Genomic DNA, 13,755 nt, shown 5'->3' on the forward strand with positions numbered 1-13,755 from the left:
TTTTTATTTTTTTTCTTAGGCCTTGCTTTCTAATTCACTCATTACCTCAACTAAGGCTTTAACGCTATCTAGTGTTAGGGCATTATACATTGATGCTCTGTAGCCCCCGACACTTCTATGGCCATTAAGCCCATTGATACCAGCTTCTTTCCACATGGCATCAAAGGTTTCTTTCAGGTTTTCGTTTTCTAGCGTAAAGGTGGCATTCATAATTGAACGATCTTCTTTAACCGCATAGCCCTTAAATAAGGGATTAAGGTCAATTTCAGAATAAATCATTCTAGCTTTTTTCTCATTCTCTTCTTCAATAGCAGCAATACCGCCTAAATCTTTGAGCCATTCCATTGTCAGCATTGAAACATATACTGCAAAAACAGGAGGTGTATTAAACATGCTGCTTTTACTGATATGAATCTTGTAATCCATCATTGAAGGAATCTTACGAGAGACCTTGCCAAGAATGTCCTCTTTTACTACTACTAAAGTAGCTCCAGCAGGACCCATATTTTTTTGAGCTCCAGCATAGATTAAATCAAACTGTGAAAAATCTAATTGACGAGAAAAGATATCACTACTCATGTCACAAACCATTGGAACAGGAGAGTTTGGAAATTGTTTTATTTGTGTACCAAAAATAGTATTGTTAGAAGTACAGTGGAAATAATCATATTCCTCCGGGATATCATAGCCTTTTGGGATATAATTGAAATTTGCACTTTTAGAAGATGCTACCTCATAGATATCATCATATATCTTGGCTTCTTTTATAGCTTTATCTGACCATGTTCCAGTATTTAAATAGCCCGCTCGCTTTTCTAATAAATTTAGTGCTACCATCAAGAACTGTGTGCTTGCGCCGCCTTGAAGAAACAATGCCTTATAGCCTTTTCCTTCTAACCCTAAAAGCTCTAGCGCCAAAGCTCTAGCTTTTTCCATAACATCTACAAAGGGTTTGCTGCGATGTGATATCTCTAAAAGTGACAGGCCATCATCAAAATTGATTACTGCCTCTGAGGCTTTTTGCATTACAGATTTTGGTAAGATGCAAGGGCCAGCACTAAAGTTGTGTTTTTTCATTGTGTGTAATGTTTGTTGTAGAGTTTGTCATCACTCTGTATTGATTTAAACGATTACAAAGGTGGTAAATTCCTTTGATTTTAAAGTTACTGAATTGATAATTTTTAAGCTATATTTTCAACAGGAAGTCAACAGTATCTACATTGTCTGCATAATCCCAAAGACCTGGTTTTTGAGTATGCCCAAATTTGACCTCATATTCTGAGAATCCATTGGCCACAACACATTGAATTAGTTCTTTATTTTGTTCTAACTTTTGTTTTAAATCTGATGGTGAATCGTAGGTTTCATAAAAAATAGTTGCAATAGGTGAGGCATAGCTAGAATCCTCTTTTAGCATTAAGAATCCATTCTCTAGCATATCAAATTCGCTCATTAAATACACTGCTTTATTATAGTCGTAATTATTGGCGTATTTAGAGTCGTGAATTACGGGATGCCAAGCATATATTGCTTGAAAAAAAGCATCAAAATTGTAACCTTTTGGTACAAAAAGTTTCGATACATTCCTGCAGCCCAAACCGTAATATCTAAAAATATCATGTGACAAGGCTTCTAAGTCAGTTTTACCCTCATTGCCTGTTAAAACAGCAACTGAGTTCCTGTTTTTTCTAATAATCGAAGGCTTGTCTTTAAAATAATATTCAAAATAACGTGCAGTATTATTGCTACCTGTTGCAATAACGGCATCAAAACCTTGAAGTTTATCTTCAGAAAATTGAATAAATCCTTTAAACCTAGGTTCAATCACTTCAAGATATTTAGCCAAATACGGCAACAGGTGCTTATCGTTAGAACTTTGTTTTACCAAAACCTTATGTCCAGAAATTAATACCGCAATGAAATCATGAAAACCAACTAACGGAATATTCCCAGCCATGATAATGCCAACAGTCTTTGGCTTTACAGAATTAAAGTTATACTTATCTAACCAAGTTGTAATAGTGCTTTTGGTCAAGGTATTGGCCCATGATTTAAACGCATAAGATAAATTATCCTTACTAAACCATCCGTTATGTTCTTGGGCGAGTTTAACCTGATGCTTAAACCCATCGAAAAAGAAGTCGTTTACTTCAGTGCTATTATTTTTAGTGTATGGTAATTCAGAAAATTGGTCTAAAAAAGCACCTAATTTTGAGAATGCGTTAATTCTTTCTTGTAATTCCATTACATATTTGGTAAAAAGTCATTGAGACCTTAACTTTGCGATTGCAAAAATAGGTAATAAAAAGAAAAAAAATTGTTTGTGTTTGGCCAGGTTTAGACCTCCTAAGTTGAAATAACTTACGCCTTACCTAAAAGAAAAAGAAACAATATGGCAATTATAATAACTGATGAGTGTATAAATTGCGGTGCCTGTGAACCTGAGTGTCCTAATACTGCGATATATGAAGGTGCAGACGATTGGCGCTATAAAGACGGAACAAGTCTTATGGGGAAAGTGGTTTTACCTAACGGAAAAGAAGTTGATGCCGAAGAGCCACAACTACCCATTAGCGATGAAGTCTATTATATTGCACCAGATAAATGCACAGAGTGTATGGGCTTTCATGAAGAACCGCAGTGTGCGGCAGTTTGCCCGGTAGATTGTTGCGTGCCAGACGATAATCATGTAGAGACCGAAGAAGAATTATTGGGCAAACAAAAATTTATGCACCCAGAAGATTAAACAAATGAGATAAATTATTTTATAAAATCCTGAGTGTTTGACTTGGGATTTTTTATTACAACTCATTGTGGAATAAGACCTTCGGAGAATAAAATTTAAATGTCTTGGAAAAGAGAACACCTATATCTAATTGGGGAAAGGGTATTGCAATAGGCTTTGATCTAGGAACCGCTATCGGTGTTGCAACTGATAAACTAGTATTGTGGATGCCTATGGGTGTTGCCTTCGGTATTTGCTTCGCTATGGTATTTAACAGTTTAGCCGATAAATCAAAATAAGATTTCAACCGCTCTTATCCGCTTAATTGTGCGGCTATCGCTTTCCCTGCTTGTTTTTTAAAGTTCTTTTTATTTGAAAATAGATTAAACAGCCAAAGCTGCTGGGTAATGTCCAATTCTAAATTACGTGTAATGGTATCCTTTGATTTAATGATATCGTAGGTGTAAACATATTTATTTGGAAATCTTGTAGGCAGAAGACCAAGCGTAATTATACTACCTATCATGGCGTTACCGCAAACTGTAGTCTTAGTTGTAAGTGGATAAAGTTTCAATCTTGTGGTTAGGGTAGAATCTGAACTTAATTTATATAAACCTGTAAACTCTATAATTTCGGCTTCGTCTTTAAGGCTATCATTACTATTAATTACATAGGCCAAGTTTGGTTCTCTGACTGCTGATAGGTTAAATTGTCGGTCACTTTTAGGATTGATTTTATAAGAAGGGAAACAACTTACCATAACTGTCAACACTATTTCTATTAGAACTAATTTTTTCATTATTACACTAACGTTACCTTTTAAACCTTGGTATAGTATTAATAATAGATTAAAGAAAAATCTTGGTCAACCCAGTTTTTACATTACGAAATATATAGTTGATGCCAGACTTAGTCTTATCACGTACTACATCCGCTTTAGCTTCTCTAAAATCAGATTTTTTATTTTTAGAGTCCTTACGCACTATGACATTCGCTACTGAAGAAAAGAACTTATTTCGGCTCTTATGGCTTTTGTCAAGTATAGTTATCTTAGTATCAGCATATTTAGTTTTTACATCTATATGTGAAATGTTTTTATTACCAGAAATATTGAAATATAATTTGTCAATATGGCCTTCCATTTCAGTATTAAAATTAGGCCGACTAAAGGTGTTTATAGCCTCTAAATTAATATGGCTTACATCTGCCGTGAAAGCAAAATCATCATTGTCATTTAAAACATCAAATTGCCAGTTGGCTTTAATTATTCCTGTATCACTAAGACTTGCGTTAATGTCTATGGACAGAGGTTGATGCTCGGCTATATTAGACAAATTAGGAATACCGATAAAACCATTTTCAATAGATAAACTCCCGCCGTCATTATAGTCATGTACGCGCTCTTTATAGGTAAGTGAAGCATTATTAATCTCAAAACCCGAAATAGTAAAATCTACTGGTATATTTCTAATCATTTCGCTAAACATAGGCTTCACCCTTAAATCGTCCGCCACGAGTTTATCTCTATAAATAAATGCATCAGGATTTTGTATGATTACCTTTCCAATATTTAACGGTGACGCGACTGTAGCAAATGATTTTGGGATACCTTGTATACTAATACCGCCTACTTTTAAATCATAATAATCCATTTCATGTGTAATATGACTTAACAATTCAATGGGGTTGTATTTGGTTTTTAGTTCTGCTGAAGCTATGACTGTTGAATCTTGAGTGCCATTAATGGATGCAATTTTGAGATTATTAAATGGACCAAGAGCTATTTTTAAAGAGTCGGTAGCAATGGCATAGTCTTCATAAGACAACGTTATCCTATCATCTATAAGATTGGCTTTAACTCCATTAACATTAAGGTTTAAGTCTGTAATTGATGCCACAACAGAATCTGTTTTTTGGTCCATAAGTTGCAATGCGATGTGTTCTAGCTCAACTTTACCGAAAGAAACTTTGTCAAAAAGAGGCTTTTCACTAACACTAGTGCTATCTTTAGCTATATGGTCTGGTAGTTTGAGGTATCCTTTTACATTAGACACTTTTATGCGATTTAAAGCAATAGTCTTGTTGTTGAGATAATCAAAAACACCAAAGTTTTTAAAATCTAAGCGTTCAATAGAAATGTCGCCTAATATTTGTTGACTAACGGAATCTTTTAAGGAAAAAGAAACATTATCCATGGATAAGGATCGGCCGAGCGCACTAACACCCAAATCTTCATAATTTAAGGTGATGGCATTTGGGAAAGAGGTTTTAAGCACGGAATTTATCTTATATTCCAGAAACCAATTACCAACAATTCCAAGGACAAGAACTATAACTAGTGCAATAACACCTCTTTTTATAATTTTTGAATTGATTGACAGCATTTTTAAAAATAGATAAATAATTTGAAACTTCCGCAGGCCAAAATCGGAATTTATATACTTTTTAATAACACCAAACAAAATTTAATGGTGCACTAAATGGCTCAGAAAGTTCTGGAACTATTTATGCTTCGGTTTTAAGAATTGACCTACAAATTAAAGTCTTTTCATTTAACAATAAGTGGCCATTGAAACTACTTATTTTTATGTATAAATTTTGTTTCCCAATGGATAAGAGTGAATAGAAATAAAATTATTTTGACATAACATTTAATATGTATCGACAGAATTGTAAATTTAGACACCATATTTTTTACAGAAATGAGTACAAACCTTTTATAACCCCTAAAGCAAAAGCCATGGCAAAAATCTTAAAAGTATTCGCATTAATTGGTGTTTTCACAGTATCGTTTTGTTGCTCTAATGATGATGATAACAACTGCCCAGAAACATTGATTGTAGATATAAATGACCCTGAAAGTTTAGAGCAAGCAGAAGCTTGTGGTTTAGAGCCGGCAGGTCCATTAGGTGAGTCGTTATGGCGCTATGAACTTCAATAATCTTTTTAGCTCTACTGTACTCATAATTACCTACATTTGCACTCGCAAAAATTAAGCAACTATGAAAGCTGGTATTGTAGGTTTACCCAACGTAGGAAAGAGTACCTTATTTAATTGTTTGTCTAATGCCAAAGCGCAGAGTGCTAACTTTCCGTTTTGTACCATAGAACCCAATATTGGTGTGGTTAATGTACCGGACCCACGATTGGCAAAACTCGAGGAATTGGTTAATCCAGAAAAGGTGATTCCGGCTACTGTTGAAATTGTGGATATTGCTGGTCTTGTTAAAGGTGCGAGTAAGGGTGAAGGTCTTGGTAACCAATTCTTGGCCAATATACGAGAAACCGATGCTATTTTACATGTATTGCGGTGTTTTGACAATGATAATATTGTCCACGTTGATGGTTCTGTGAATCCAATCCGAGATAAGGAAACCATAGACATGGAGCTACAGCTAAAAGACCTTGAGACTGTTGAGAAAAAATTGGATAAGGTTAAGCGCGCGGCAAAAACAGGGAACAAAGAAGCCCAAGCTGAAGAAGCTGTACTCAATAAAATTAAAGTTGGTCTAGAAGCAGGCACCTCCGCAAGAGCTTTAGAATTCTCCGAAGAAGATTTCGAAGAGTATGTAAAACCATTACAGCTTATAACAGAAAAGCCTGTGATGTATGTCTGCAATGTCGATGAAGATGCAGCGATTACTGGTAATGCCTATGTAGAACAGGTTAGGGAAGCAGTAATAAATGAGCAAGCTGAAGTTTTAGTTTTAGCTGTTGGTACAGAAGCAGATATAAATGAATTAGACGATTACGAGGAGCGCCAACTCTTCTTAGAGGATATTGGCTTAGATGAGCCCGGTTCCGCAAAGCTTATAAGAGCAGCCTATAAACTTTTAAATCAACAGACTTATTTTACCGCAGGTGTAAAAGAAGTTCGCGCTTGGACGGTAACCGTAGGCTCTACGGCTCCGCAAGCTGCTGGTGTTATCCATACCGACTTTGAAAAAGGCTTTATTAGAGCCGAAGTGATTTCATTTGCAGACTATGTAAGTTATGGTAGCGAAGCCAAGGTGAAGGAAGCTGGCAAAATGCGCGTAGAAGGCAAGAACTACATCGTTAAGGATGGTGATGTAATGCATTTCTTGTTTAATGTGTAGGATTGAGCAAGTAGCAATTAGTATTGAGCGCTGATAATTTGATCTTTAGAACTTAACTGTTTTCATCTTGTAAATCTCAATTTTTAATGAAAATAGTTCAAGGAAGTCTTCTGACATACATTTGATTTCATCTTCATGCAAAAAGTCCAATCTTGTCAACAATAGTGAGGATTTATTGTTAATTACTTTAGTGAAACCATATTTCATTTTTTGAGGTATAGCCTTATATTAGCGGTTCATCCTAATACTTTATTGTCTCAAATTATATGGCACAGTCTAACTACACTGAAGATAACATACGCTCACTCGATTGGAAAGAACATATCCGAATGCGTCCTGGGATGTATATCGGAAAATTAGGCGATGGATCTTCACCAGATGATGGTATTTATATTCTTTTAAAAGAGGTGTTAGACAACTCCATTGACGAATATGTGATGGGCGCTGGTAAAACCATTGAGATTTCAATACAAGGTGATCGTGTTACTGTTAGAGATTATGGACGTGGTATTCCATTGGGCAAAGTAGTAGATGTTGTGTCTAAGATGAACACCGGTGGCAAGTACGATACCAAGGCTTTTAAGAAATCTGTGGGATTGAATGGTGTGGGTACAAAAGCCGTAAATGCCTTGTCAACCTATTTTAGAGTAGAATCTACGAGAGACAACAAGTCTGCCTCGGCCGAATTTGAGCTCGGTGAGCTCACCAAGGAGGAGATGCTAGAGGAAACCTCTAGACGTAAAGGGACCAAAGTTTCCTTCGTTCCAGATTCTAGTATATTCAAAAATTACAAATACCGCAGCGAGTATGTGGTGCGCATGTTAAAAAACTATGTTTATCTCAATCCAGGCTTAACTATTGTCTTTAATGGTGAAAAATACTATTCTGAAAACGGTTTAAAGGATTTGCTTTCTGAAAACATTTCCGATTCGGATTTGTTATACCCTATTATACATTTACGTGGCGATGACATTGAAGTTGCTATAACGCACAGTAAAACACAGTATAGTGAGGAGTATCATTCTTTTGTTAATGGACAGAATACTACCCAAGGCGGCACCCATTTGCTGGCTTTTAGGGAAGCTGTTGTAAAAACTATTCGCGAATTCTACGGTAAAAGCTACGATGCTTCTGATATAAGAAAATCTATTGTCTCTGCTATTGCCATCAAGGTGATGGAGCCCGTGTTTGAAAGTCAGACCAAAACCAAATTGGGTTCTACCGATATGGGAGGAGAGTTACCAACTGTACGAACTTACATCAATGATTTTATAAAGCGTTATTTAGATAACTATTTACATAAAAATCCAAATACGGCAGAAAAGATTCAGCGTAAGATTATGCAAGCCGAGCGCGAGCGTAAAGAGCTGTCTGGTATTAGAAAACTGGCTAAGGAACGTGCGAAGAAAGCGAGCCTTCATAATAAAAAACTACGAGATTGCCGCGTGCATTTTGGCGATACTAAAAATGAGCGTAACCTAGAGACTACCTTGTTTATTACTGAGGGAGATTCGGCCTCAGGGAGCATTACTAAATCTCGGGATGTCAATACCCAAGCGGTATTCAGTCTAAAGGGGAAACCGCTCAATTCATATGGGCTATCTAAGAAGATTGTTTATGAGAATGAAGAATTTAACTTATTGCAAGCGGCATTAAACATAGAAGAGTCTATAGAAGATTTGCGCTATAATAATATAGTTATCGCTACAGATGCAGATGTTGACGGTATGCACATAAGATTATTGCTAATTACCTTCTTTTTACAGTTTTTCCCAGAAGTTATTAAAGAAGGCCATCTATATATTTTACAAACGCCACTATTTAGGGTGCGCAATAAAAAGGAAACTATTTACTGTTATTCTGAAGAAGAACGCAGAGCAGCCGTTGAAAAATTAAAGCCAAAACCAGAAATTACACGTTTTAAAGGTTTGGGTGAAATTTCACCAAATGAATTTAAACACTTTATAGGTGAGGATATACGTTTGGATCCTGTTATGCTAGATAAGGACATGTCTATTGAGGAGCTATTGTCTTTCTATATGGGTAAAAACACACCGTCTCGTCAAGAATTCATCATTGAAAACTTAAAGGTTGAACTAGATTTGGTCGAAGACAAGGCATGAGAACAGACAACAGGAATGTAAAAAATACGGTTATATCTATATATTTTATCCTTATTGTTTTGGCTATTCTTTTGTTTACAGTGTTTCGGTCATTAAATGTATTTACAGAGAATACTTTTTATGTTTTTTTAGGTGCTTTTTTAATGATGGTGCTATTTCATGCAGTCGCTAGCTATTTTGAATATGATAGTGATGGTGATAAGATTTCGGTAATAAATAAAGGATTGATTTTAACGGAATACATTAACTACCGTGAGAAACACGTTGAATTTATACGAAATGAGTTGGTAGGTTTTAAATTTCGGAGTTTTATTATCTATAAATCCTTAACCTTAATATTGAAATCTAAAGATGGGACAACGCGTAATGAACGTTTTAATGTTACACTTGTAAAGCGAAGAAAACGCCGATATGTAAGACAATCATTAGGTAAAACTATTAAATTGAATAAAAAGAAAAATCAAGATAATTAGAGGATGTCAGAAGAACATGAAGAGTTATTAAATGAAGAAAACGGTAACCAAGAGACTATTACCAAGGTTACTGGCATGTACAAGGACTGGTTTTTAGATTATGCGTCCTATGTAATCCTAGAAAGGGCAGTTCCGGCAATTGAGGATGGTTTTAAGCCAGTGCAGCGCAGAATAATGCATTCCATGAAAGATTTAGACGATGGTCGCTATAATAAAGTAGCTAATATCGTTGGTCATACCATGCAGTACCATCCACACGGAGATGCTAGTATAGCAGATGCTATGGTGCAAATCGGACAGAAAGATTTACTCATAGACACTCAAGGAAACTGGGGAAATATCCTAACAGGAGATAGAGCTGCAGCCTCACGTTATATTGAAGCACGCCTCTCCAAGTTTGCTCTGGAAGTGGTTTACAATCCAAAAATAACAGAGTGGCAAGCCTCCTATGACGGTAGACGAAAGGAGCCAGTAAATCTCCCGGTTATGTTTCCGTTATTGTTGGCACAAGGTGGCGAGGGTATTGCGGTTGGTTTATCTACTAAAATTTTACCGCACAATTTTATAGAACTTATCGATGCCTCCATAAAACACCTTAAAGGTAAACGCTTTACCATTGTACCAGATTTCCCAACGGCAGGTATCGCAGATATCACTAATTACAACGATGGTATGCGTGGTGGTAAAGTACGCGTTAGAGCACGTATTTCGCAGCACGATAAAAATACCCTAGTGATTACCGAAATTCCTTTTGGTACTACGACATCCTCATTAATAGATTCTATATTAAAAGCTAATGATAAAGGGAAAATAAAAATTAAGCGTATTGAAGATAATACTGCTGCCGAAGTAGAAATCCTAGTGCATTTGCCTTCGGGTATTTCACCAGATAAGACAATTGATGCTCTTTATGCCTTCACCAATTGTGAGGTGTCTATCTCGCCGTTAGGATGCGTTATTGAAGACAATAAACCCTTCTTTGTAGGGGTTACAGAAATGTTGCGTCGCTCAACGGACAACACGGTGCAACTGCTTAAGCAGGAGTTAGAAATCAGACTCGGTGAGTTTGAAGAACAATGGCACTTTGCCTCCTTAGAGCGTATCTTCATAGAAAACCGTATTTATCGAGATATTGAGGAAGAGGAAACTTGGGAAGGCGTTATTAGCGCTATAGATAAAGGGCTGAAACCTTTTACGAAACACTTAAAACGTGAGGTTACTGAAGATGACATTACGCGTTTAACTGAAATACGCATAAAACGAATATCTAAGTTTGATATTGATAAGGCTCAACAGAAAATTGAGGCATTAGAAGATCAGATTGACGAAGTTAAGCACCATTTAGCAAATCTTATTGATTATGCTATCGCATATTTTGAGCGCTTAAAGAAAGGCTATGGCGAAGGCAAAGAACGAAAAACCGAATTGCGTGTATTTGACGATGTCGATGCCACCAAAGTTGTTATAAGAAATACAAAACTCTATGTGAATAGGGAAGAAGGCTTTGTAGGTACATCATTGCGTCGTGATGAATATGTTTGTGATTGTAGCGATATAGATGATATTATTGTATTTACCAAAGAAGGTAAGATGATGGTCACCAAGGTAGATTCTAAAACCTTTATTGGTAAGAACATTATACATGTCGCCGTGTTTAAGAAAAAAGACAAACGTACCATCTACAATATGATTTATCGCGATGGAAAAAGCGGTCCTTCTTACGTAAAAAGATTTGCGGTTACCAGTATGACCCGAGATAGGGAATATGATTTAACCAATGACAATAAAGGTTCTACAGTTTGGTATTTCTCCGCAAATCCTAATGGAGAAGCCGAGGTTGTTACAATAATGCTTCGCCAAGCAGGAAGCATTAAGAAGTTGAAATGGGATTTAGACTTTGCAGATATCCTAATTAAAGGTCGTGCCTCTAAGGGTAATTTGGTGACTAAGTATTCAATAAAACGCGTAGAACTAAAAGAAAAGGGTGTCTCTACCTTAAAACCTCGTAAAATATGGTTTGACGATACCGTACAACGCCTAAATGTCGATGGAAGAGGTGAACTTATAGGGGAATTTAGAGGTGAAGATCGCTTATTAATCCTTACACAGTCTGGTTTGGCAAAAACTATTATCCCGGAGTTGACCACACATTTTGATAGCGATATGATTGTATTAGAAAAATGGTTGCCTAAAAAACCTATTTCGGCTATTTATTATGATGGTGAAAAAGAACGTTATTATGTGAAACGATTTTTAATTGAAAATGAAGGCAGGGAAGAAAGTTTTATTTCAGACCATCCTAATTCGCAATTAGAAATAGTATCTACCGATTGGCGTCCAATGGTAGATGTAGAATTTACTAAAGAACGTGGAAAAGACCGTAAGCCAAATCTAGAAGTCAATCTTGAAGAGTTTATTGCAATAAAAGGTATTAATGCTCTTGGGAACCAGCTGACTAAAGAAAAAATAAATCAGATAAATCTTTTAGAGCCTTTACCTTATGAAGCGCCAAAAGAGGTTCATGCGGATGAACTGGAAGTTGTAGATGAAGAAATGGTATCATCACATAAGAAACCTGACGGACCAATGTCAAATGATAATTCTGATAACGATGAAAATCCAGATGTTGATGATTTAGGGCAGGCGACTTTGTTTTAGCATAGGATCTTATTTTTTACGCTTAACCTTTCGATTGTCGATTTTATGATTCAAAAACTCTACAAATAGTGAGAATGCAATGGCGAAGTACAAATAACCTTTAGGCACAGCGCCTACGGTTTGTCCAAAAAATGATGTTTCTGAGAGATGAGCGGCTTCCGTAATAACCATAAAGCCAATAAGGATTAAAAACGCTAGGCCTAGCACTTGCATACTCGGATGCCTCTCTATGAACTTGCGGATTGGATTGGCAAAACCAATCATCACTATTATAGAAATAACTACAGCGATTATCATTAATAGCAACGTGTAGTTTGTGTTTGGATGAAGCCCATTGGTCATACCTACAGCTGTTAAAATAGAATCCACGGAGAATATAAAATCTATAATTAATATTTGCGTAATGGCTTGGCCTAGAGATTTAATTACTTTTGATTTAAGGCCTTCCTCATCGTGTAAAGGTGTCTCTACCTTTTCACGAATTTCAGATGTACTTTTATATATTAAGAAGAGTCCTCCGGTAAAAAGAATTAAGGCTTGCCAGCTTATGGCCATTTGCACCCAATCCTTATTAATAACATAGAAAGGTTCGCTCAGCCCAATTAAAAACGATACAAAGAATAATAGAATTATTCGTTGTACCATAGCCAATAGAAGACCAATATTTGTAGCTTTACTTCGTTGATGTGCAGGTAATTTATTGGCTGCTATGGAAATAAAGACAATATTATCTATTCCTAGAATTATTTCTAGAAAGGTCAAGGTTAGAAGAGCCATAATCGACTCAGAAGACAATAAAAAATCTAACATAAAGTCTAGTCAATTTTAGTAGCTACACCTTTTTCAACTCGAAGCGGTTTATTAGGTTGCTTGACTGCAAGCTTATATTCAAAGGTATAAGAATTATCCGAGGTTGATAATATTTTCATGTGTATGGCCTCTTTCTCGGCATTGGATCTCGGGTTTAGTTTGGTTAAGATAAACTCACAGTCGTTTATCCATCTCACACTGGCAGAGTCTACTTTACCCTCAAAAAAATCAATATTATACTTTTCGGTACGCTGAAAATGCCCAGTTTTTTCAACACCATCAATGGCATATTTAAATTCAAACTTACCCGTCTTAAAGTCAGAACAATTCCGTTCTACTTCGTAACAGGCAGTGGCTGCTATGAACAGAAACATTATCCCAAAATATCTCATGCCTTGAAATTTTTACAAAGTTAAGAAATAGGGTGATGAATTAAGGCTTATAGCTTTTAAATGTACCGTCCTTATAGAAGATGACAATTTTTTCTATTGATTTATTTGGTTTTTTTTCTACTGTCTTAGGGTTAGAGTTGTCTGACTCTTCATTTGACGAGGGAAAGTCGGAAATTGCATTTGAATCTGGAAATTGACCTTTTCCATTTAATAGCCAGTACAATTCAACTCGAGGGTAGGCATGAAGTACTTTCATTACAAAATCTAAACTAGGCTTATTTCTGCCAGAAAGAATATGTGAAATACTAGATCGTTGCACTCCAATTTTTTCTGCAAAACTAGAGGCTGTTTCGTCGTAGTAATCAATAACTTTTTGTAGACGCTTTGAAAAATCACCTGTGTTTATCATTGTAAACAGTCATTCCTATTGTATATACGTTACAAATGTAAATAATAGTTGCTTCAAAATAAGACTAA

Annotated in this window: 14 protein-coding genes; 7 read left to right on the forward strand and 7 right to left on the reverse strand. The window is 36.0% G+C overall.

The window, feature by feature from the left end; translation table 11 throughout:
- Positions 1–15 precede the first annotated feature (15 nt).
- Positions 16–1,077, reverse strand: coding sequence for a 3-phosphoserine/phosphohydroxythreonine transaminase (gene serC / locus J4050_RS08945; protein WP_208154236.1), 1,062 nt, complete (start codon positions 1,075–1,077; stop codon positions 16–18).
- A 109-nt stretch (positions 1,078–1,186) separates the two neighbouring features.
- The gene (locus J4050_RS08950) at positions 1,187–2,245 is read right to left on the reverse strand and encodes an acyl-CoA reductase (RefSeq protein ID WP_208154237.1); all 1,059 of its coding nucleotides are present in this window, start codon (positions 2,243–2,245) and stop codon (positions 1,187–1,189) included.
- 147 nt (positions 2,246–2,392) lie between these two features.
- On the opposite strand from J4050_RS08950, the gene J4050_RS08955 reads away from it, so the two are divergent.
- On the forward strand, positions 2,393–2,746 hold the full coding sequence (locus J4050_RS08955; RefSeq protein ID WP_208154238.1) for a 4Fe-4S dicluster domain-containing protein: 354 nt from the start codon (positions 2,393–2,395) through the stop codon (positions 2,744–2,746).
- A 104-nt stretch (positions 2,747–2,850) separates the two neighbouring features.
- On the forward strand, positions 2,851–3,024 hold the full coding sequence (locus J4050_RS08960) for a glycine zipper domain-containing protein (RefSeq protein ID WP_208154358.1): 174 nt from the start codon (positions 2,851–2,853) through the stop codon (positions 3,022–3,024).
- A 14-nt stretch (positions 3,025–3,038) separates the two neighbouring features.
- Here J4050_RS08960 and J4050_RS08965 read toward each other — a convergent pair whose 3' ends face one another.
- Together J4050_RS08965 and J4050_RS08970 are read right to left on the reverse strand one after the other, a co-directional pair.
- Positions 3,039–3,524, reverse strand: coding sequence for a hypothetical protein (locus J4050_RS08965; protein ID WP_208154239.1), 486 nt, complete (start codon positions 3,522–3,524; stop codon positions 3,039–3,041).
- Between the two features lie 49 nt (positions 3,525–3,573).
- On the reverse strand, positions 3,574–5,109 hold the full coding sequence (locus J4050_RS08970; protein ID WP_208154240.1) for an AsmA family protein: 1,536 nt from the start codon (positions 5,107–5,109) through the stop codon (positions 3,574–3,576).
- Between the two features lie 356 nt (positions 5,110–5,465).
- Here J4050_RS08970 and J4050_RS08975 point away from each other — a divergent pair, with 356 nt between their 5' ends.
- The 5 genes from J4050_RS08975 to J4050_RS08995 all read left to right on the forward strand — a co-directional run bounded on the left by J4050_RS08975 (position 5,466) and on the right by J4050_RS08995 (position 12,076).
- Positions 5,466–5,666: a hypothetical protein gene (locus tag J4050_RS08975; protein ID WP_208154241.1), complete on the forward strand. Its 201-nt coding sequence runs from the start codon at positions 5,466–5,468 to the stop codon at positions 5,664–5,666.
- Between the two features lie 61 nt (positions 5,667–5,727).
- On the forward strand, positions 5,728–6,822 hold the full coding sequence (ychF, locus tag J4050_RS08980) for a redox-regulated ATPase YchF (RefSeq protein ID WP_208154242.1): 1,095 nt from the start codon (positions 5,728–5,730) through the stop codon (positions 6,820–6,822).
- 266 nt (positions 6,823–7,088) lie between these two features.
- Positions 7,089–8,945, forward strand: coding sequence for a DNA topoisomerase IV subunit B (locus J4050_RS08985; RefSeq protein WP_208154243.1), 1,857 nt, complete (start codon positions 7,089–7,091; stop codon positions 8,943–8,945).
- Entirely contained in the window at positions 8,942–9,418 is a 477-nt protein-coding gene (locus J4050_RS08990; protein WP_208154244.1) for a hypothetical protein, read from the forward strand. Before J4050_RS08985 ends, J4050_RS08990 begins: the two co-directional genes overlap by 4 nt.
- 3 nt (positions 9,419–9,421) lie before the next feature.
- The gene (locus J4050_RS08995) at positions 9,422–12,076 is read left to right on the forward strand and encodes a DNA gyrase/topoisomerase IV subunit A (RefSeq protein WP_208154245.1); all 2,655 of its coding nucleotides are present in this window, start codon (positions 9,422–9,424) and stop codon (positions 12,074–12,076) included.
- A 9-nt stretch (positions 12,077–12,085) separates the two neighbouring features.
- Here the strand turns inward: J4050_RS08995 and J4050_RS09000 are convergent, their stop codons facing one another.
- Genes J4050_RS09000 through J4050_RS09010 form a run of 3 tightly spaced genes read right to left on the reverse strand, consistent with a single transcriptional unit; the run spans position 12,086 to position 13,687 of the window.
- Positions 12,086–12,886, reverse strand: a complete 801-nt coding sequence (locus J4050_RS09000; RefSeq protein WP_208154246.1) for a TerC family protein — start codon at positions 12,884–12,886, stop codon at positions 12,086–12,088.
- Between the two features lie 5 nt (positions 12,887–12,891).
- The gene (locus tag J4050_RS09005) at positions 12,892–13,278 is read right to left on the reverse strand and encodes a hypothetical protein (RefSeq protein WP_208154247.1); all 387 of its coding nucleotides are present in this window, start codon (positions 13,276–13,278) and stop codon (positions 12,892–12,894) included.
- A gap of 40 nt (positions 13,279–13,318) precedes the next feature.
- Positions 13,319–13,687: a helix-turn-helix domain-containing protein gene (locus J4050_RS09010; RefSeq protein WP_208154248.1), complete on the reverse strand. Its 369-nt coding sequence runs from the start codon at positions 13,685–13,687 to the stop codon at positions 13,319–13,321.
- Positions 13,688–13,755: the final 68 nt, after the last annotated feature.

It is taken from the genome of Winogradskyella pelagia (assembly GCF_017581965.1).
Classification (GTDB): domain Bacteria; phylum Bacteroidota; class Bacteroidia; order Flavobacteriales; family Flavobacteriaceae; genus Winogradskyella; species Winogradskyella pelagia.

What these genes read in the sequence shown, in the direction of transcription:
- ychF (WP_208154242.1), top strand. Translation starts at nt 5,728, where the DNA reads ATGAAAGCTGGTATTGTAGGTTTACCCAACGTAGGAAAGAGTACCTTA.
- J4050_RS09010 (WP_208154248.1), bottom strand. Translation starts at nt 13,687, where the DNA reads ATGATAAACACAGGTGATTTTTCAAAGCGTCTACAAAAAGTTATTGAT.
- J4050_RS08970 (WP_208154240.1), bottom strand. Translation starts at nt 5,109, where the DNA reads ATGCTGTCAATCAATTCAAAAATTATAAAAAGAGGTGTTATTGCACTA.
- J4050_RS08955 (WP_208154238.1), top strand. Translation starts at nt 2,393, where the DNA reads ATGGCAATTATAATAACTGATGAGTGTATAAATTGCGGTGCCTGTGAA.
- serC (WP_208154236.1), bottom strand. Translation starts at nt 1,077, where the DNA reads ATGAAAAAACACAACTTTAGTGCTGGCCCTTGCATCTTACCAAAATCT.
- J4050_RS08995 (WP_208154245.1), top strand. Translation starts at nt 9,422, where the DNA reads ATGTCAGAAGAACATGAAGAGTTATTAAATGAAGAAAACGGTAACCAA.
- J4050_RS08975 (WP_208154241.1), top strand. Translation starts at nt 5,466, where the DNA reads ATGGCAAAAATCTTAAAAGTATTCGCATTAATTGGTGTTTTCACAGTA.
- J4050_RS08985 (WP_208154243.1), top strand. Translation starts at nt 7,089, where the DNA reads ATGGCACAGTCTAACTACACTGAAGATAACATACGCTCACTCGATTGG.
- J4050_RS08965 (WP_208154239.1), bottom strand. Translation starts at nt 3,524, where the DNA reads ATGAAAAAATTAGTTCTAATAGAAATAGTGTTGACAGTTATGGTAAGT.
- J4050_RS08950 (WP_208154237.1), bottom strand. Translation starts at nt 2,245, where the DNA reads ATGGAATTACAAGAAAGAATTAACGCATTCTCAAAATTAGGTGCTTTT.
- J4050_RS08990 (WP_208154244.1), top strand. Translation starts at nt 8,942, where the DNA reads ATGAGAACAGACAACAGGAATGTAAAAAATACGGTTATATCTATATAT.
- J4050_RS09000 (WP_208154246.1), bottom strand. Translation starts at nt 12,886, where the DNA reads ATGTTAGATTTTTTATTGTCTTCTGAGTCGATTATGGCTCTTCTAACC.
- J4050_RS09005 (WP_208154247.1), bottom strand. Translation starts at nt 13,278, where the DNA reads ATGAGATATTTTGGGATAATGTTTCTGTTCATAGCAGCCACTGCCTGT.